Below are 18,740 nucleotides of genomic sequence, written 5' to 3' on the forward strand. Positions count from 1 at the left end.
ATGTCGGTGATCTACGACTTCAAGGCCAACTCGCTTGCCGGCGAGGAGGTCGCCATGCGCCGTTTCGAAGGCCAGGTGCTGCTGATCGTCAACACCGCGAGCAAATGCGGCTTCACGCCGCAATATCGCGGGCTGGAGGATCTGCATCGCAATCTGTCGCCGCGCGGCTTCTCCGTGCTCGGCTTTCCCTGCAACCAGTTCGGCGCGCAGGAGCCGGGGCAGGCGGACGAGATCCAGGAATTCTGCTCGACCCATTACGACGTCACCTTTCCCCTGTTCGAGAAGATCGATGTCAACGGCGCCAATGCGCATCCTCTGTACGAGTACCTGAAACACCAGCAATCGGGCCTGCTCGGCGCCTCCATCAAATGGAATTTCACCAAATTCCTGGTGGACCGCGCCGGCAAGGTGATCGCGCGCTACGCACCGACCGCCCGGCCCGAGGGATTGCGCAATCAAATCGAAACACTGTTGTAAGCGAGACAATCATGAGCGACGAATTTCCGGACCGCCTGTCGGTCGATCCGAACAGCCCGTATTACAACGCGGACATCCTGTCGCGCGACGTCGGCATCCGCTTCAAGGGCGTCGAGAAAACCAATGTCGAGGAATACTGCATCAGCGAAGGCTGGGTCCGCGTCACCGCCGGCAACGCCAAAGACCGCCGCGGCAACCCGCTGACCATCAAGGTGCACGGCCCGGTCGAGCCGTATTTCAGGGATAAGAAATAGTTTCTGAGCCCGCGCCGCGCTCTCTCCATGTCATTGCGAGCGTAGCGAAGCAATCCAGAATCTCACGGTTGAGGCAGTCTGGATTGCTTCGTCGCTTCGCTCCTCGCAATGACGAAAGTGAAAGGCCCTCCCATGTCCGTCCGCATCGTCGACGTCCGCGAGATCACCAAGCCGATCTCATCGCCGATCCGCAACGCCTACATCGACTTCACGAAGATGACGACGAGCCTCGTTGCCGTCGTCACCGACGTCGTGCGCGACGGCAAGCGCGTCGTCGGCTACGGCTTCAATTCCAACGGCCGCTACGGGCAGGGCGGCCTGATCCGCGAACGCTTCGCCTCGCGCATCACGGAAGCCGATCCGAAGTCGCTGCTCAATGCCGCCGGCGACAATCTCGACCCCGACAAAGTCTGGGCCGCGATGATGACCAACGAGAAGCCGGGCGGCCACGGCGAGCGTTCGGTCGCGGTCGGCACCATCGACATGGCGGTGTGGGATGCTGTCGCAAAGATCGCGGGCAAGCCGCTGTTTCGCCTGCTCGCCGAGCGTCACGGCGTCACCGCCAATCCGCGCGTCTTCGTCTATGCCGCCGGCGGCTATTATTATCCCGGCAAGGATCTCTCGATGCTGCGCGGCGAGATGCGCGGCTATCTCGACCGCGGCTACAACGTCGTGAAGATGAAGATCGGCGGCGCTGATATCGAGGAGGACCGCACTCGCATCGAGGCGGTGCTGAAGGAGATCGGCAAGGACGCGCAGCTCGCGGTCGATGCCAACGGCCGCTTCAATCTCGAGACCGGCATCGCCTACGCCAAGATGCTGCGCGATTATCCCTTGTTCTGGTACGAGGAAGTCGGCGATCCCCTCGACTACGCGCTGCAGGCCGCGCTCGCCGAGTTCTATCCGGGGCCGATGGCAACAGGTGAAAACCTCTTCAGCCACCAGGATGCCCGCAATCTGATCCGTTACGGCGGCATGCGCCCCGATCGCGACTGGCTGCAATTCGACTGCGCGCTGTCCTATGGCCTGTGCGAATACCAGCGCACGCTGGAGGTGCTGAAAACCCACGGCTGGTCCCCCAGCCGCTGCATCCCGCACGGCGGCCACCAGATGTCGCTCAACATCGCAGCGGGCTTGGGACTCGGCGGCAACGAAAGCTATCCCGACCTGTTCCAGCCCTATGGCGGCTTCCCGGACGGTGTGCGCGTCGAGAACGGCCACATCACCATGCCGGATCTGCCGGGCATCGGCTTCGAAGGCAAGTCCGATCTCTACAAGGAAATGAAAGCGCTGGCGGAGTAGACCGGCTGTCGCCACACACTCCGTCATTGCGAGCGCAGCGAAGCAATCCAGAATCTTTCCGCGGCGGCAGCCTGGATTGCTTCGCCGCTACGCTCCTCGCAATGTCAGCGTAGAGTGCTCGCAATCATTCGCTTGTTGTTGTATTGTAGAGGCTCTCCTCAGCCGAGCGCGATCATGAAGCAGCCGTGCGTCTACATGTTCGCCAATCGTCGCAACGGGACGATCTATACCGGCGTTACTTCAAATCCGCCACGCCGCGCGTTCGAGCATCGCGAGGGCCTGGTGAAGGGCTTCTCTTCAAAATACGGCTGCAAGCTTCTTGTCTGGTACGAACTGCATCCGTCCATGACCGACGCGATCACGCGCGAGAAGCAGATCAAGGCAGGCAGCCGTGCCAAGAAGATCGCGTTAATCGAGAGTCTGAATCCGGCCTGGACGGATCTGTACGAGACTCTGATCTGATTCTGACCCCGGCCTTCCGCCACACACTCCGTAATTGCGAGCGCAGCGAAGCAATCCAGAATCGTTCCGCGGAAGCAGTCTGGATTGCTTCGTCGCTACGCTCCTCGCAATGACGAATGTGGTGCGAGCCGACCGGCCCCCTACGACAACCGCATATCCAAGAGCCGCCGCCCTTCGCCCTTCAGCAGCTTCTTCACCGCGCTGGACGCCACGACCTCGCCGTCATTCGCATACGCTTCGTGGTTCTTCTCGATGTCGTCGAGGCGGTAGAGGTAGTTGACCATGACGCTTGCGGATTCCCGCAATCCCTTCGGCGAGAGGTCCCCGAGCCAGTTGATGCGCTCCAGCCGCGCGCCGTTGCCGAGATGGAAGCGGGCGACGGAATCGATCAGCTTGCCCTTGGGCGTGCGCGCCTTCAGGAAGTAGTGAGCCGCGAGCGGCTCGATCACGGCGCGGAGCTGTGCCGTCGTCTCGGGGCTCTCGAACCATTTGGGATCGTCGAGGCGCTTCAGCGTCTCGCGGTCCTCGTCCGACAGCGGCAAATCCTTGTCCTGCTTCACCCAGGCCATGAAGCCCGGCACCGGCGACAGCGTCACGAAGGTGTCGAGCTTGGGCGTCTCGCGGCGCAGCTCCTCGACCACTTGCTTGATCAGGAAGCTGCCGAAGGAGATGCCGCCAAGGCCGCGCTGGGTGTTGGAGATCGAATAGAACACGGCGGTGCGCGCGCGCTCGATCGGCAGGTGCTGGCGGTCGACCGCGAGCAGCGGCGCGATCGCGTCGGGGATGGTCTCGGTCAGCGCCACCTCGACGAAGATCAGGGGCTCGTCGACCATGGCAGGATGGAAGAAGGCGTAGCAGCGGCGGTCGACCGGATCGATGCGGCGGCGCAGATCGTCCCAATCGCTGATTTCGTGCACGGCCTCGTAACGAATGATCTTTTCGAGGATGTTGGCCGGGGTCGACCAGTCGATCCTGCGCAGCACGAGAAACCCCCTGTTGAACCACGAAGAGAGAAGGTGCGAGACGTCGCGATCGAGCGCGGCGAGATCGGTGTGTCCGTTCATCATGCCGAGCAGGTCGGCGCGCATGTTGACGAGATCGCCGGTGCCGCCGGGTGCGCGGTTGAGCCGGCGGATCAGCTCCTGCCGCCGCGGCTCCGAGGCGAAGTGCAGGGAGCTTGCGTCCTCGTCGCTCGGCGCGGCGCGCCATTTTTCGATCGCCTTGGACAGCCGCTCCCGATTGGGACCGAAATCGCGCACCAGTCCGTCGAAGAAGGCCCGGCGCCCCGCCGCATCCAGCTCCCGGTAGATGTCGAGCACCTCACGCGCCATCGCAGTGCCGGAAGCTTCGCCGCGGCCCGACAGCAGTGCATCGCACAGTTCGATCAGCCCATCGGCATCCCGTCTGGTGTCAGCGGAATCGCCACGACGAAGCAGCGTGCGGCCGCGCTCGGAGATGGTGGCGAGCAGGTCGGAGAAGAAGGCGTTGGCCATCTGGGCTTTCGTATCAGGTTTGTGCGTTGCGGGAGCTTACACGGGATTTGGGTGGAAGCCGATCACAATCAAGCGGAGGAATGCGGCAACTTTAGTCGGGCCGTGCGTTTGGAGAATGCAGGTCTGCCGGGGACACAACGCGCTGTCATGCCCCGGCCTGACTGGGGCATTCAGTACGCCGCGGCGTCTCGTTGCTAGCCGCGCCGCCTCGGCGTACTGGGTCGCCCGGTCAAGCCGGGCGACGACACGGTGTGTGTTGCGAATTCCGTCGGCGTCCGCCCCGTCACCTGGCGGAATGCTGCCGAGAACGCGGGCACGCTGGCATAGCCGAGCGATGTCGCGAGCTGTTTCACCGATACGCTGGCATCCGTCGACAGCCGCTGGATCGCCGCTGCGATCCGCGCGCGCTGGCACCAGCTCTTGAAGCTCAATTGCGTCTCCGTCGAGAACAGCCGCGACAGCGTCCGCGCGGAGGTTCCGACCTCGCGCGCCAGCGTGTCGATGTCGTGCAGGCCGGTGGGGTCGTCGAGCACGATCATCGCGGCTCGGCGGCAGCGCACCTCGCGCGGCAGCGGCACGAAGGTGGCGGAATCCTCGGCCTGGTGCAGTTCCAGCATCACGAGGCGAACCAGCAGCTCGGTGCGCTCCTCCGTGTTGCGCGCGTCGAACAGCGCAAGGATCGCCTGGTTGAGCAACGGCGAGACTCGCACCACGAATTCCCTGGTCAGTCCCTCATGGCGCTGTTCGCGTTTCAGCCAGGACAGGTCGAAATACAGCGTCCGCATCTCGATGTCGGCGAGCAGGTCGATGGCGTGCTCGAGCCCGGCCGGGACCCACACGGCCCGGTCCGGCGGCACCAGCCAGCGCCCCGCGGGCGTCGTCACCTGCATCGTGCCCTTGGCCGCGTAGATCAGCTGCGCCTCACGGTGCAAATGCGGATCGATCCGCAAACCCTTGGGATAATCGCGCGCGACCAGGTGCACGCCGGCGGGCGAGCGGTGGTTGCTCCGGACCTCCCGGAGGAGAGGCGTTTCCAAGTTTGGCCTTTCCAAGACAGTCATTGGCAGCATCCCGTCATGGGGAGGACATATAACTCATTTCGAAGCAGGAGAGGATTCTGGAAATGAACAGCCCTAGCCGGGTGATCGGTTTCGTCAACGCAGGCCATTTCATCGACCATTATTCGATGCTGATCTTCGCCGCCGCCGTCATCATCATGGGGCCGGCGCTCGGCATGGCCTATTCGGAACTTCTGCCTTACGCGACACCGGGCTTCGTTGCCTTCGGCGCGGGCTCGCTGCTCACCGGCTGGCTGGGCGACCGCTGGAGCCGCCGCCACATGATGCTGATCTTCTTCGTCGGCATCGGTCTGTCGATGGTCTCGGTCGGCTTCGTGCAGACCCCGGCGCAGCTCGGTGCCGCGCTGCTGGCGATCGGCATCTTCGCTTCGATCTATCACCCCGTCGGCACCGCGATGATCGTGTCCTATGCCGACCGGCTCGGCCGCGAAATGGGGATCAACGGCGTCTGGGGCAATCTCGGGGTTGCCTCCTCGGCGCTGGTCACCGGCGTGATCGGCCAATATCTCGGCTGGCGGTTTGCCTTCATCGTTCCCGGCGTGGTCACCATCCTGATCGGCATCGCCTTTACGCTGATGGTCGTGCACGAGGACCGCAAAGGCTCGAAACAGGCGGCGGCGCAGGCGCGGGTGGCAAAACAAGACATGTGGCGCGTGGTGCTGTCGCTGCTGATCGTGGTGATCGCGATCTCGACCACGTTCAATGCCGTCACGGTGGCACTGCCAAAGCTGTTCGCGGAGCGGCTGGCCGATCTCACCAAAAGTCCGGCGCTGCTGGGCGTCATCGCGGCCTGCGTCTACGTGTTCGGCGCCATGACCCAGTACACGATCGGCCGGCTACTCGACCGCTACTCACTGAAGGCGGTGGCGCTGCCGCTGTCCTTCATGCTGGCGCCGTTCCTGTATCTGGCCGCGACCCTGAACAATCTGCCGCTGATCCTGGTCTCGATCGGCATCGTCATGGGCGCGTTCGGGCAGGTCACGGTGAACGACGCCATGGTCGGCAAATACACCAGCGAGGAATGGCGCTCGCGCGCCTATGCCGTGCGCTATTTCATCGGCTTCACCGCGGCCGGCGCCTCGGTCGGCCTGGTCGCCTGGCTCTACGAGCAGGGCGGCTTCGTCACCATGCTGCACGCCTTCGCCGCGCTCTGCCTGCTCGCGATCGCCGCCGCAATCATCCTGCCCCGCGAGATCAGGACGCCGCAGGCGGTGTAGGATTGCCGTGAGGCAGGCAACCGCATCCACATCGTCATTCCGGGGCGAGCGAAAGCGCGAGCCCGGAATCCATCTGGCGGCAGAATTTGCGGATCAATGGATTCCGGCCTCGTCGCCGCGCGCCGCCCCGGAATGACGGAAAGGGCGCAGGCGCCCGTCATTGCGAGGAGCCCTTGCGACGAAGCAATCCAGGCTCGCCTCTGCGGAGGGAATTTGGATTGCTTCGCTGCGCTCGCAATGACGGTCGATGGAGCAGCGGCCGCGGTCGCCCAACGTACGTCCATCATCCCGCTCTACCCCTGTTTTGCCCGACGAAGCAAATCGCTTCGGTAACGCCGAAATTTCTTGAGCCTTTTCAACTCCATCCCTACTGTGCATGGGGTTGTTTTCGCACTTTTATCGTCGCGGCCAATCTCACATGTCTGGAACCCGCTCCACCTCCCGCGGGTTCTATCTCCATGGCCCCGACGCCGGGGTGAAGGGGAAAAGACACCTGCATGCGATGGAGCCTGCTCCGACCGGTCGGCCTTGTCCCCGGGGCGCTTGTCCTCACCACCATTGCGGTCAGTGCTGAAGCGGGTAAAGCCGCCGGCCCGTCCGAATTCCTCCTGGTGGCGCAGATCGTGCTGCTGATCGCGGTCGGCCGCGGCCTCGGCGAGATCATGATGCGGATCGGCCAGCCCTCGGTCATCGGCGAATTGCTCGCCGGCATCATCCTGGGGCCGTCATTGTTCGGCTGGATCTGGCCGGAGGCGCAGGCCGCGATCTTCCCCAGGACGCCCGAGCAGAAGGCGATGATCGACGGCATCGCGCAAGTGGGCATCCTGCTGCTGCTGCTGCTCACCGGCATGGAGACCGATCTCAAGCTGGTCCGGAAGGTCGGCAGGGCCGCGATTGCGATTTCGATCGCCGGCATCGTCGTGCCCTTTGCCTGCGGCTTCGCGCTCGGCGCGTTCCTGCCCGACGCGTTGCTGCCCAATCCGCAACAGCGCCTGGTGGCCTCGCTGTTCATGGGCACGGCGCTGTCGATCTCTTCGGTGAAGATCGTCGCGGTGGTGGTGCGCGAGATGAACTTCATGCGGCGCAATGTCGGGCAGATCATCGTCGCGACCGCCGTCATCGACGACACCATCGGCTGGATCATCATCGCCGTCATCTTCAGCCTGGCTTCGCACGGCACGCTGGACATCGCCTCGGTGGCGAAGTCGGTGCTGGGCACGCTCGTCTTCCTCGCCGTGAGTTTCACGATCGGCCGCCGCCTGGTGTTCCAGCTGATCCGCTGGGCCAACGACAATCTCCGCAGCGCCGCAGCGGTCATCACGGTGATTTTGCTGTTGATGAGCGTAATGGCGATGATCACGCATCTGATCGGCGTCCACACCGTGCTCGGTGCCTTTGTCGCCGGCATCCTCGTCGGCGAATCGCCGATCCTGACGCGGCAGATCGACGAGCGCCTGCGCGCGTTGATCTCCAGCTTCTTCATGCCGGTGTTCTTCGGCCTTGCAGGCCTTGCCGCCGATCTTTCGGTGCTGCGCGATCCGCATCTTCTGATGCTGACCGGCCTCCTCGTCGTGATCGCCAGCGTCGGGAAGTTCGGAGGCGCCTTCGTCGGGGGCGCATTGGGTGGCCTGAACAATCGGGAGTCGCTGGCGCTCGCCAGCGGCATGAATGCCCGCGGCTCGACCGAGGTCATCATCGCGACCATCGGCCTCTCCATCGGCGTGCTCAGCCAGAACCTGTTCACGATGATCGTGACGATGGCGATCGTGACCACGATGGCGATGCCGCCGATGCTGCGCGCGGCGCTGGCAAGGCTGCCGATCAACGAAGAGGAGAGGGAGCGCCTGGAGCGCGAGGAATTCGAGAAGCGCGGCTTCCTGGCCAATCTCGAGCGTCCGTTGCTGGCGGTGGACGAGAGCGTCAACGCCACCTTTGCCGCCCACATCGCCGGTCTGATCGCAGGCATGCGCGGCCGGCCGATCACCGTGCTGCACATCGGCAAGCGGCCTGAGGAGCAGGAGAAGGGCCGCGACGGGGAAGAAAGCCACGAAGCCGTGGTGAAGAAGGCGGCCGAGGCGGCGTCCGCCAGCAGCGAGGGCGACGCCGGCAGCGTCGATGTCATCACCCGCGCACGGCGCGCGGAGCTCGGCGAGACGATCACCGAGGAGGCACGCAAGGGTTTTGACCTGCTCGTCGTCGGCGTCGACAAGGTTGCTGCGAGCAAGGATCGCTTCAGCCGCAAGATCGAGGATATCGCAGCGACGTTCGAAGGACCGCTCGCGATCGTCGCGGCCAAGGGCAAGCACCTGAAGCAGCCGATGCCCGAAGGACTCAACATCCTCGTTCCGGTCTCCGGCAGCGCCATCTCCAAGCGGGGCGCCGAGGTCGCGGTGGCGCTGGCGCAGGCCGGATCAGGCACGCTCCGGGTGATCTATGTGGCGACGACGCGCGACAAGGGCGCGCAGCGCGGCACCTCGCGCAGACTGAGCCAGGAGACGGGCATCCTCAAGGACACCAGCGATCTCGCTGCCCGCTACGACGTCGACATCACCACGACGCTGCGCGTGAACCGTGCGCCGGAGGCCGCGATCCTGCGTGAGATCGAAACCACCGACGTCGACCTCATCGTCATGGGCGTCGACCGCATCCAGGCCGACCATCTCTCCTTCGGCGGCGTCGCCGACGCCGTGCTGTGGCAGTCGAAGGTGTCGGTGCTGCTGGTGTCGAGCGGCGAGGCGCGTCAGGTCGCGGGGGAGCAGGCTTAGGGCTTCACCTCCGCCACCTTGACCGCCTTCTTGCTCGCCCGCCAGTTCTCGAACCTCTGCACCACTACGAAAAACGCCGGCACGAACAGCACCGCGAGGCAGGTCGAGGCCAGCATGCCCGAGAACACGGTGATGCCGATCGACTTGCGCGCGCTGGCGCCGGCGCCGGTGGCGAGCACCAGGGGCACCACGCCGAGGATGAAAGCGAACGAGGTCATCAGGATCGGGCGGAAGCGGGCGCGGGCAGCTTCGATCGCGGCCTCCAGCACCGGCTTGCCGTCGCGGCCATGCAGCTCGAGCCCGACCTCGACGATCAGGATCGCGTTCTTGGCCGACAGCGCGATCAGCAGAATCAGGCCGATCTGGCAGTAGAGGTTGTTGTCGATCTTGAGCGCGCTGAGGATCAGCATCGGCCCGAGCAGCGACAGCGGCACCGCAAGGATCACCGAGATCGGCGCGTACCAGCTCTCGTACTGGCCGGCGAGCACGAGATAGACCAACAGCATGGCAAGGCCGAACACCCAGTAGATCTGGTTGCTGACCGCCTTCTCCTGGTACGACATCGCGGTCCATTCATAGCCGGTGCCCGGCGGCAGCGTCTTGTCCGCGATCTCCTCCATCAGCTTCAGCGACTGACCGGAGGAGTAGCCCTGCGCCGGCAGGCCGATGACGGTCGAGGACGGATAGAGGTTGTAGAGGCTGATCAGCGACGGGCCGGTGGCCGGCGTGATCTTGGCGATGGTGCCGATCGGGATCATGTCGCCGTTCGAGTTGCGCACCTGCATGTTGGCGATGTCGCGTTCCGTGACGCGGAAGGCCGGATCGGCCTGGGTGTAGACCTGGAATACGCGGCCGAACTTGTTGAACTGGTTGACATAGGACGAGCCGAGATAGGTCGACAGCGCCGAGAACACCTGATCGGTGGTCACGTGCAGCGTCTGGGTCTTGACGCGGTCGATCTCGATGTTGAATTGCGGCACCGACGAGCGGAACGAGGACTGCACGCGCTGCAGCGCGCTCTGGCTCTGGGCGTTGCTGACCATCGCGCCGGTGATCGCCTGCAGCTTGGCGAAATCGCTGTTGCCGTCGCGCAGCTCGACCTGCATCGAGAACCCGGCGGCGTTGCCGATGCCCTGGATCGGCGGCGGCGGCAGCACCAGCGTGCGTGCCTCCATGATGGTCGCGAGCTTGTCGTTCAGGCCGAAGACCAGCGAGCGCAGATCCTCGCCGGGTCCTTTGCGTGCGTCCCAGTCTTTCAGGATGATATAGGCGACGCCGGCATTGGCGAGGCTGGCGCTGTTGTCGAGCGCGGAGATGCCGGCGATGGTGATGACCTGTGCCACGCCGGGCGTGTCCTTGATGATCCCGCTCGCTCTGTCGAGCACGGCTTGCGTCCGCTCCAGCGCCGCGCCGTCGGGCAGTTGCACGGCGGCGATCAGATAGCCCTGGTCCTCGATCGGCAGGAAGCCGGTCGGCACCCGCGACAGGCCATAGCCGCTGCCCGCAATGACCAGCAGCGCGAAAGCGACGGAGATCGTGGCGTGCTTCACCAGGAAGGTGATCAGCCGCGTGTAGCCGCGCTCGACGCGGTTGTAGACGGCGTTGAAGCCTCTATAGAAGAAATTGCGCTGCTCTGGCGGCACCGTCGGCCGCAGCCAGAGCGCGCATTGCGTCGGCTTCAACGTCGCCGCGTTGATGGCGGAGAGAAGCGCGGTCGCCGCGATCACCAGTGCAAATTGCGAATAGATGCGCCCGGTGAGGCCGGCGAGGAACGAGGCCGGCAGGAACACCGAGATCAGCACCAGCGTGATGCCGACGATCGGCGCGAACAGCTGGTCCATCGCCTTGATGGCGGCGTCGTGGCCACTCATGCCCTGCTCGATGTTGTGTGCCGCGCCCTCCACCACGACGATGGCGTCGTCGACCACGATGCCGATCGCGAGCACGATCGCGAACAGGGTCGACATGTTGATGGTGAAGCCGAGCGCCGCCATCGCGGCAAACGCACCGATGATCGTCACCGGCACCGTCGTTGCCGGCACCAGCATCGCGCGCCAGTCCTGCAGGAAAACGAGGATCACGACCAGCACCAGCAGGCCGGCCTCGATCAGCGTCATGTAGACCTCGTGCACCGAGGCCTCCACGAACTTGGTGGTGTCGAACGGGGTATCGTACTTGATGCCTTCCGGGAATCGCTTGGCGAGCTCCGCCATCTTCTTCTCGACGGCCTGCTCGACCTGGAGCGCGTTGGCGCCGGGCGACTGGAATACGCCGATGCCCACGGCCGGCTGCTTGTTGAGCGAGAAGATCTGGCTGTAGGTCTGCGCGCCGAGCTCGACCCAGCCGACGTCGCGCACCCGCGTGACGTCGCCGCTGGTGCCAGTCTTGACGATGATGTTCTCGAACTGGCTGGTGTCGTCGAGCCGTCCGTTGACGTTGAGCGTGTATTGGAAAGCCTGTCCCGGCGGCGTCGGCGGCGCGCCCACCTGGCCGGCCGAGACCTGCTGGCTCTGCTGCTGGATCGCCTGGATGACGTCCTGCGGCACGAGGCCCCGGACCTGCAGCTTGTTGGGATCGAGCCAGACCCGCATCGAATACTGGCCGGCGCCGAACACGGTGACGTTGCCGACGCCGGGCAGGCGGGAGAGCTCGTCGCGGATGTTGATGGTGGCGTAGTTGCTCAGATAAAGGCTGTCGTATCTCGAATCCGGCGAGGTCAGCGTCACGAACAGCAGGATCGAGGTCGACCGCTTCTGCACAGTGACGCCCTGGTTCTGCACGGCGCTCGGCAATTGCGACAACGCGCTGGAGACGCGGTTTTGCACCAGCACCTGCGCGAAGTTGAGGTCGGTGCCGATCTTGAAGGTCACGGTCAGCGTGTAGGTGCCGTCCGAGCCGCTGTAGGACTGCATGTAGAGCATGTCCTCGACGCCGTTGACCTGCTGCTCAATCGGCAGCGCCACGGTGTCGATCACGGTCTTGGCGCTGGCTCCGGGATAGCGCGTGGTGACCTGCACGGTCGGCGGTACCACGTCCGGATATTGCGCGATGGCGAGATTGAACAGCGCGACGCCGCCGATCAGGATCATCAGGAGCGCGATGACGTTCGAGAGGACCGGCCGCTCGATGAAGAATTTCGAGATCATGGTTGCGTCCCCTTACTTGGCAGACGCCTGCGGCTGCTCGATCTTGGTCATTTGCGGATCGATCTTCTGGCCCGGGATCACCCGCAGCAGTCCCGCGATGACGACGCGGTCATCCGGCTTCAAGCCGTTTTCGATCACGCGCAGCCCGTTGTCGACCGGGCCGATCTGCACCTTGCGCTGCTCGACGGTGTTGTCGCCGTTCACCACCAGCAAATAGCGGCCGCCCTGGTCGCTGCCCAGCGCCGTGTCGGGGACGAGCAGGGCGCTCTTCTCCTGGTCGAAGGGCACGCGGACTCGGACGAAATAGCCGGGCAACAGCACCCGCTTGTCGTTGGGGACGAGGCCGCGGACGGCCAGTGTGCCCGTCGATTGATTGAGGGTCGGCGAGACGTAGTCGAGCTTGCCCTCGTGCGGATAGCCGGTCTCGGTCTGGAGCCCCACCTGAATGGGGATTTGCTTCATGTCGGCGGGCGTCAGTCCACGGCGAGTGGCTTCCGCGCGGATGCGCAGCACGTCCTGCTCGTTGACGGTGAAGTTCACGTAGATCGGGTCCATCGCGACGATGGAGGCGAGCTGGGTCGGCGAGGAGACGCCGACGAGCTCGCCGACCGAGACCATGTGGGCGCTGACGATGCCGTCGAACGGCGCTATCACCTTGGTGTAGCCGTAGTTCACTTCGGCGAGCCTGGTATTGGCCTGCGCCTGCTGCAGATTGGCCTGGGCGTTGTCCCGCGCCGAGGTGGAATTATCGAGCGTGGCCTGCGAGACCGCCTGACGCTGCACCAGCTCGGCCTGCCGCTTGTAATCGGCTTCCGACTGCTTGACCGAGGCCTGCGCGCCGGCCTCGGCCGCCTGCGCCTGCTCGAGCTTGAGCTTGTAGGTCTCCGGCTCGATCGTGAAGAGCTGGGTGCCCTGCTTGACGAAGGTGCCATCCTGATAGTCGATCGATTGCAGAAAGCCTTGCACCCGCGCCACGAGATCGACGCTTTTGATCGGCGCGGTGTTGCCGGTCGCCTCGATGTAGCGCGTGATTGGACGATGCACCGGCGTTGCCACCTCCACCTTGGGCGGCGGCGGAGCCACGAACGTATTCTTGTCCTCGCATCCGGCGAGCGCGATCACGGACGCCGCAGCGGAAAGGCCCCGCACGATATGCCTCCACGCTCCATTGCGTCGTGCGGGAAAGGCGGGATTCGCTGCGGTCATTCGGTAGCCCCCGATTGCGGTCTGTCGGTGCGGCAGGCTAGCAACAAACGACTGGCCGTGAAACACCATAGCCATGGCAGTCGCCGACCTTGCACCGCAACGAGCGATATGGCCTTTGACAAGTTTATCACGACAAACCGCTTTTCACCGAGGTCATGATCGACCAGAATTGTATCAAAGGCCGCGAGCCAGACGGAGCGGCGGGAAGAAGAAAAGGTGAGGAGACCATGACATGCCAACGCCATTCCGGTCGGCCCTCTCGGGCCTCCTCGTTCTCGCAGCGATCGTTGCCATGCCCGCGCTAGCAGACGGCCTGAAAGACGAGATTGCGCCGACCGGCAAGCTGCGGGTCGCGATCGCCATCAGCCCCGCAGGCGGCGCGTTCTGGTCGACCAGGACCGAAGCCGGCTATGCCGGTGTCCCCGTCGATCTCGGCAAGGCGATGGCCGCACAGCTTGGCGTCCCCGTCGACTATGTCGTGCACCAGAATTCCGGACAGATCACTGACGCCGCGTCAAAAGGGACGTGGGACGTCACCTGGTTGCCCAAAGATCCCGAGCGCGAGACCAGGATGCTGTTCGGCCCGATCTACGAGGTCGCGGACGCCACCTACATCGTCAAGCCCGGGTCGGCGGTCAGCAATTTTGCGACGCTCGACCAGCCCGGAATCAAGGTTGCTGCCGTCAACGCCACGACGACCATGCGCGGCGCGATCGCACATCTGAAGCATGCGAAGGTCGCGGGTTATCAGACCTATGACGAGATCTTCGGCCTGCTGCAGAGCGGCGAGATCGACGCCTTCGCGCTGTCGCGCGACCAGCTCAACAAGATGGCGCAGAAGATTCCGGGCACGAAGGTGCTGGACGAGACGTTCAAGAAGACGGTGACCGCCGTCGCCGTCCCGCTCGGCCACAGCCAGGCCTTGGCGTTCGTCACAAGGTTCATGACGGATGCGACAACGAACGGCACGTTGCGGAAGGCCTATGACAACAACGGCCTGAAGGATTCGCCGATACGGACGGGATAGATCTGTTGGCCCGGCTTGCCGCGGTCCGGCTAGAGTTCGGCTGCTTCGCGCGCATGCCATGCTGAAAGCACCGCGCCTTCCTCAGCGGAGTTGAGGCCGACCACCGGCCCGTTGCTAGCGCGGAGCCAGTCGAGCGTATCGCGTGCGGTGATCGCGACGGAGCGCGAGCTCAGGCCAGCCGCGCCGGCCGGCGAGGTGTCGCGGGTCATGAAGCCGGCGAAGTCGGGCAGGGGCAGCCACAGCGGCAATGACCGCGGACCCGCCCAGCGCCGCACGTCGTGCGCTTCCAGAAAGGCGCGATCGACCCAGGCGAACGTGCAGGACGCGTTCAGCGCGGCCGCGCATTCGGCGAGCAATTCGCCGCGCGTGCGCACCGGTCCGATCCCGTCATAGATGCCGGTGAGGCGAACCTCCGCGGCATGCACGATCCATTGCGCAAGATCGCGCACGTCGATGAACTGGACGGCATCATCAGGCGATCCCGGCGCCAGCACCTCGCCGCCCCGCGCAAGCCGCGCCGGCCAATAGGCGAAGCGCCCGGTCGGGTCCTCCGGTCCGGCGATGAGGCCGGCGCGGCAGATGAAGGCATCGTCGCCGACCGCCTGCTCGCAAGCGACCTTGGCGGCGCCATAGATGGCATCGGTGCTGTGTTCGAGATCCGCCGACACGGGCTCGCGCAGCGGCGCCGTGTCGGCACGCTGTCCCGGGATGCGATTGTCCGCATACACGCTGATGGTCGAAACGAAGGTCCAATGCACGCCCGGCCGCTTCAGCGCGGCGACCGCGCGGCGGACCTGACCTGGATGTCGCGAGACGTCGACCACTGCATCGAATGTCTCGCCGGTCAGTGGCGCAAGACCGTCAGCGACGTCGCGATCGATCCGGATGAGGCGGGTGCCCGCCGCGATCGGTCCCGCGAGACCGCGGGCGGCGCAGGTCACGTCGTGGCCGGCAGCACAAGCGTGGGAGGCGATCGCGCGCCCGAGGAACTGGCTGCCGCCGAGAATGAGGACGCGCATGGAAAGGTCCGTTCCGCCGATGAGGCGAAGAGCCTACAACGCCCGGTAGCGGTTGAAAACCGCAGTCTCAGCGCCCCTTGATCTCCGCGTATTTCGCCATCGCTTTCTCGAACTTCCGGTTGAATAGCCACATCGCAGCGAGGATCTCGCGGAAGCTGGCCGAGGTGCGCGCCCGGTCGGCCTGTCCGAACGCGAAGATGCTATTGTTGCGCAAATACTTCATGACCGTGGGGCTTGACACCCTGTAGTTCAGGAGATCCCCCGACTTGAGCGCCGACCGCGTCGGCGTCGGAACGATCTGGATCAACTGGAACAGCTTCATCTGGTCGATCGGGTCGGGCAGCGTCTTCACGATTCCCGGAATCTCCCTGAAGAGATCTGCATGCGCGTTCATCAGCCCGTTGCGCACGTTCGTCCAGTGGTTGAAGCGCTGATCGGTGCCGCGGGCTCGTGCCTCCTCCTTGTCGTCGCGTGCGCTGAATTCGGGATCGATCGCGGCGATGTCGCCCTTGATGGCCTCCCATTTCCTGCGGCCGTTGCGGTCTTCGGAGGGGCCGGTCTGGAAGCTACCCATATAGGTGTTGGAGCGCGCATTGCGGACGTTCTGCTTGCCGTTGGTTTCCGCATAGAACAGCCCGAGGCTGATGCGCCCCGCAATATCGGCGTGAATTGGCGCCAATCCCTTGGCGCGCGCAATGGCGACGGCGAGGTCGACGACGTCGTTGAACGGCGTCGGCGAGTTCTGTGCGCCGGCTGGCGGCGCCTCCATGATCTCGAACAGCGCGGCATATTCGTCGATCAGCGACTCGATGGCGGCGTCGAAATAGGCCGGGGGAATCTCGAACTTGTTGGGCTTTCCGATTCTGGAAGGAATGGCGTCCGTGAGATCCTTGTAGGTGCTGATGACGGCGACCCGCGCCAGGTAGAGCGCTTGCCCCGGCAGGTTCGGCAAGGTTTGCTTCGCATCGATCTGACGCCGCCGCTCCGCCAGGATGGATCTGAAATCGGCGAGCGCGCGATCATGGGCGGCGAGCGCCGCCGCCTGCTGAGACGTAAGCTCACGCTGCTGCCCAAGCGCGGGCGCCGTGACAAGCAAGGCGAGCGCCGCAAGGGCTGCGGCGGCAAGACGTCTCAATCCCATGGCCGGTTCCCATCGATTCGGTCGCCAGTGAGATCGTAAGCATCGAAGGCGCGAGCTGGCGAGCCGCAATGTCGCGGCTGGCCGTCTTCCCCTCACGCCGCCCGGTAGTCCGGCGCCGTGGCCAGGAACTTGGCATAGTCATCCGCATCCGGCGGCGAGAAGCGCCCGGCAAGGCCGCCGCGCTTCTGGTTCTTGGCGCCGATGTCGGCCATCAGCTCGTCGAAATGCCGGTAGTGATAAGGTGCGACGCAGAGGCCGCCGTAGACGCCCGCGGCCGGCCGTTCGACGCGCTTGAAGTGCAGCATCATCTCGATGTTGTCGCGCATCGCTTGCGTCGTCGGTTGTTTGGCGAGCTGGCCGTCGGCATAGCGGACCAGCCAGTTGGCGGCGAGGTCGGCACAGAGCACGGTGCAGAACGAGGAGTTGAAGCCGACGAAGCCGAGCTCGGGCAGGTCGGGGTTGGCGATCAGGCGATAGAGCCGGTACTGCCCGTCGGCATCGACCAGTTTTTGCCTGTAAGCCTCGGGGAGGAACGGCACGCCGAGCTTGTATCCGATCGCGAGTACGGCAACGTCTGCACCTACGCGTTCGCCGCCGCTCATCACGATGCTGTCGCCGTCATAATGATCGAACGTGCCAAATACCGCCTTGATGCGGCCGTCCGCGACCATCGGATAGAAGCCCGGCGTTGCGATCGGCACCGAGCAGTTGACGCCATCCTCGATCCGCTCCTTCGGGACCATGTTGCACCGGCCAAGCTTGAGCTGCGCCTTGAGCAGGCTCTCCAGCCCGCGCCAGTTCGCCCACACCAGCGGCGCGGCGAGGCGGTGCGCGAGCCGGGCCACCGGGCCGATGCCCCAGCCGGGAAACATCTCCTCCTGCGCGCGGATGTAGAGGATGCGCTTGAAGTTCACGAGGCCGCCGATGAAATAGGGGATGCGCCAGACGGGCTCGCGCATCACGATGGTGACCTCGCGCGCCCCCGATTTCACTGCGTTGACCGCGATGTCCGTCGCCGATTTCGAGCCGCCGAGCACGACGACACGGCGTCCCTTCGCCAGCGAGGGATCGCCATATTTCGACGAATGCAGGATCTGGCCGCCTTGTGCCAGAAAGCCTTCCTCGCCCGGGCAACGCAGCTCGCGCGGCTCATTGAACTGCCCGGTGCACACGGCGACGAAATCGAAATCCTCATTCGTCGTGCCGTCCTTGCCTGATAGCGCGAGCGTCCATCCCGGCTTGCCGTCGGCGCGGCGCGCCATGCCTGCCACGGCCGTGTCGAGGCGCAACATGCGGTCGAGGCTAAAACTTTTCGCATAGTCGGCGAGATAGGCGTGAACCTGCGGCCCGGTTGGCCATTCCGGATAGGCCTCCGGCATCGCGCGGTCGGTGTAGCGATAGAGCTCCTTCGGGCTCTGCGTCTGCACGTCGGGATAGGAGCGCGCCGGCTCCCAGACGCCGCCGAGATCACCAGAGCGTTCGACGATGGTGACGCGGTGGCCGCGGGAGGAGAACGCCTTGGCGGCGGCGAGGCCGGAGACGCCGGCGCCGATCACGCAGACATGCTTGGGAGTGACCATGGGTTTGCTCGCAATGTGTTTTCCGCGCAAGCGGCCACGTTCGGCCGCAATGCGCGGCCGGCGGGCCGGCAAGCAGATGAAAGTGGACGAGGACCTAGTCGTTGGCTTCGGGCGGCAGGAAATCCACCTCGTGCATCGCCGAGATGCGCACGACTTCGGCAGGGTCCGTCAGATTGTGCAACTGCTCGAACAGTGCCTCCAGCTTCTGCATCGGCGAGACCCAGAACAGCGCTCGGCACGGCTTGTCGGATTTGTTGAAATAGCCATGCGGGATGCCGCGCGGCATGCGCACGAGATCGCCGGCGTTGGCCTTGACCCATTTGCCGTCGAGCTTGAGGTCGAGCGTGCCCTCCTGCACCAGGATGAACTCGTCCTGGGTCGGATGGATGTGCACCGGCACGAACTGGCCGGGATCGCTGTTGGTCTCGAATGCGAAGGTGGAGTCGGTGACAGCCTTGGGGAAATAGACCTGGCCGAGGATATTCCAGCTCTTGCCGCCGTAGCCTGTGCCAGCGGCGGTAATGCCCTTTTCGAGTGCAGTCATGACGCGCTCCCATTGGATTCCGGCGAGG

The 18,740-nt window shown here is 64.6% G+C and carries 15 protein-coding genes; 7 read left to right on the plus strand and 8 right to left on the minus strand.

What is annotated here, in order from left to right; translation table 11 throughout:
- The 4 genes from ACFDR6_RS23430 (at window position 1) to ACFDR6_RS23445 (ending at window position 2,495) form a co-directional block, all read left to right on the plus strand.
- A complete protein-coding gene (locus ACFDR6_RS23430) occupies window positions 1–477 on the plus strand; it encodes a glutathione peroxidase (protein WP_212088775.1) in 477 nt (158 codons plus the stop codon).
- 11 nt (window positions 478–488) lie between these two features.
- Window positions 489–731, plus strand: a complete 243-nt coding sequence (locus ACFDR6_RS23435) for a DUF3297 family protein (protein ID WP_212088777.1) — start codon at window positions 489–491, stop codon at window positions 729–731.
- A 132-nt stretch (window positions 732–863) separates the two neighbouring features.
- A complete protein-coding gene (gene tarD, locus ACFDR6_RS23440; protein ID WP_375859643.1) occupies window positions 864–2,033 on the plus strand; it encodes a D(-)-tartrate dehydratase in 1,170 nt (389 codons plus the stop codon).
- Window positions 2,034–2,207: 174 nt separating this feature from the next.
- A complete protein-coding gene (locus ACFDR6_RS23445; RefSeq protein ID WP_317240898.1) occupies window positions 2,208–2,495 on the plus strand; it encodes a GIY-YIG nuclease family protein in 288 nt (95 codons plus the stop codon).
- Window positions 2,496–2,635: 140 nt separating this feature from the next.
- Here ACFDR6_RS23445 and ACFDR6_RS23450 read toward each other — a convergent pair whose 3' ends face one another.
- Together ACFDR6_RS23450 and ACFDR6_RS23455 are read right to left on the minus strand one after the other, a co-directional pair.
- Window positions 2,636–3,988: a malonyl-CoA decarboxylase gene (locus tag ACFDR6_RS23450; protein WP_375859644.1), complete on the minus strand. Its 1,353-nt coding sequence runs from the start codon at window positions 3,986–3,988 to the stop codon at window positions 2,636–2,638.
- A 194-nt stretch (window positions 3,989–4,182) separates the two neighbouring features.
- On the minus strand, window positions 4,183–5,058 hold the full coding sequence (locus tag ACFDR6_RS23455) for an AraC family transcriptional regulator (RefSeq protein ID WP_375848470.1): 876 nt from the start codon (window positions 5,056–5,058) through the stop codon (window positions 4,183–4,185).
- A 53-nt stretch (window positions 5,059–5,111) separates the two neighbouring features.
- On the opposite strand from ACFDR6_RS23455, the gene ACFDR6_RS23460 reads away from it, so the two are divergent.
- Window positions 5,112–6,284, plus strand: a complete 1,173-nt coding sequence (locus ACFDR6_RS23460) for an MFS transporter (protein ID WP_375859645.1) — start codon at window positions 5,112–5,114, stop codon at window positions 6,282–6,284.
- 497 nt (window positions 6,285–6,781) lie between these two features.
- Complete coding sequence (locus ACFDR6_RS23465; protein WP_375859646.1) at window positions 6,782–9,049, plus strand: cation:proton antiporter domain-containing protein; 2,268 nt, start codon at window positions 6,782–6,784, stop codon at window positions 9,047–9,049.
- Here ACFDR6_RS23465 and ACFDR6_RS23470 read toward each other — a convergent pair.
- Together ACFDR6_RS23470 and ACFDR6_RS23475 are read right to left on the minus strand one after the other, a co-directional pair.
- Entirely contained in the window at window positions 9,046–12,195 is a 3,150-nt protein-coding gene (locus ACFDR6_RS23470) for an efflux RND transporter permease subunit (protein WP_375859647.1), read from the minus strand. The two genes, ACFDR6_RS23465 and ACFDR6_RS23470, sit on opposite strands and share 4 nt — an antisense overlap.
- Before the next feature lie 12 nt (window positions 12,196–12,207).
- A complete protein-coding gene (locus ACFDR6_RS23475; protein WP_375859648.1) occupies window positions 12,208–13,401 on the minus strand; it encodes an efflux RND transporter periplasmic adaptor subunit in 1,194 nt (397 codons plus the stop codon).
- A 232-nt stretch (window positions 13,402–13,633) separates the two neighbouring features.
- Between ACFDR6_RS23475 and ACFDR6_RS23480 the strand changes: the two genes are divergently transcribed.
- Window positions 13,634–14,428 (plus strand): transporter substrate-binding domain-containing protein, encoded by a 795-nt coding sequence (locus ACFDR6_RS23480; protein WP_375859649.1) that lies wholly within the window; start codon window positions 13,634–13,636, stop codon window positions 14,426–14,428.
- Between the two features lie 29 nt (window positions 14,429–14,457).
- Here ACFDR6_RS23480 and ACFDR6_RS23485 read toward each other — a convergent pair whose 3' ends face one another.
- The 4 genes from ACFDR6_RS23485 to ACFDR6_RS23500 all read right to left on the minus strand — a co-directional run bounded on the left by ACFDR6_RS23485 (window position 14,458) and on the right by ACFDR6_RS23500 (window position 18,712).
- Window positions 14,458–15,447 carry an NAD-dependent epimerase/dehydratase family protein gene (locus tag ACFDR6_RS23485; RefSeq protein ID WP_375859650.1) on the minus strand — a complete coding sequence of 330 codons (990 nt, stop codon included), beginning with the start codon at window positions 15,445–15,447 and terminating at the stop codon, window positions 14,458–14,460.
- 67 nt (window positions 15,448–15,514) lie between these two features.
- Window positions 15,515–16,588 carry a hypothetical protein gene (locus ACFDR6_RS23490; protein ID WP_375859816.1) on the minus strand — a complete coding sequence of 358 codons (1,074 nt, stop codon included), beginning with the start codon at window positions 16,586–16,588 and terminating at the stop codon, window positions 15,515–15,517.
- Window positions 16,589–16,680: 92 nt separating this feature from the next.
- A complete protein-coding gene (locus ACFDR6_RS23495) occupies window positions 16,681–18,168 on the minus strand; it encodes a flavin-containing monooxygenase (protein WP_375859651.1) in 1,488 nt (495 codons plus the stop codon).
- A 94-nt stretch (window positions 18,169–18,262) separates the two neighbouring features.
- Window positions 18,263–18,712, minus strand: a complete 450-nt coding sequence (locus tag ACFDR6_RS23500; RefSeq protein ID WP_212088819.1) for a cupin domain-containing protein — start codon at window positions 18,710–18,712, stop codon at window positions 18,263–18,265.
- Window positions 18,713–18,740: the final 28 nt, after the last annotated feature.

This window comes from Bradyrhizobium tunisiense, from assembly GCF_042263385.1.
GTDB classification, from domain to species: Bacteria; Pseudomonadota; Alphaproteobacteria; order Rhizobiales; family Xanthobacteraceae; genus Bradyrhizobium; species Bradyrhizobium tunisiense.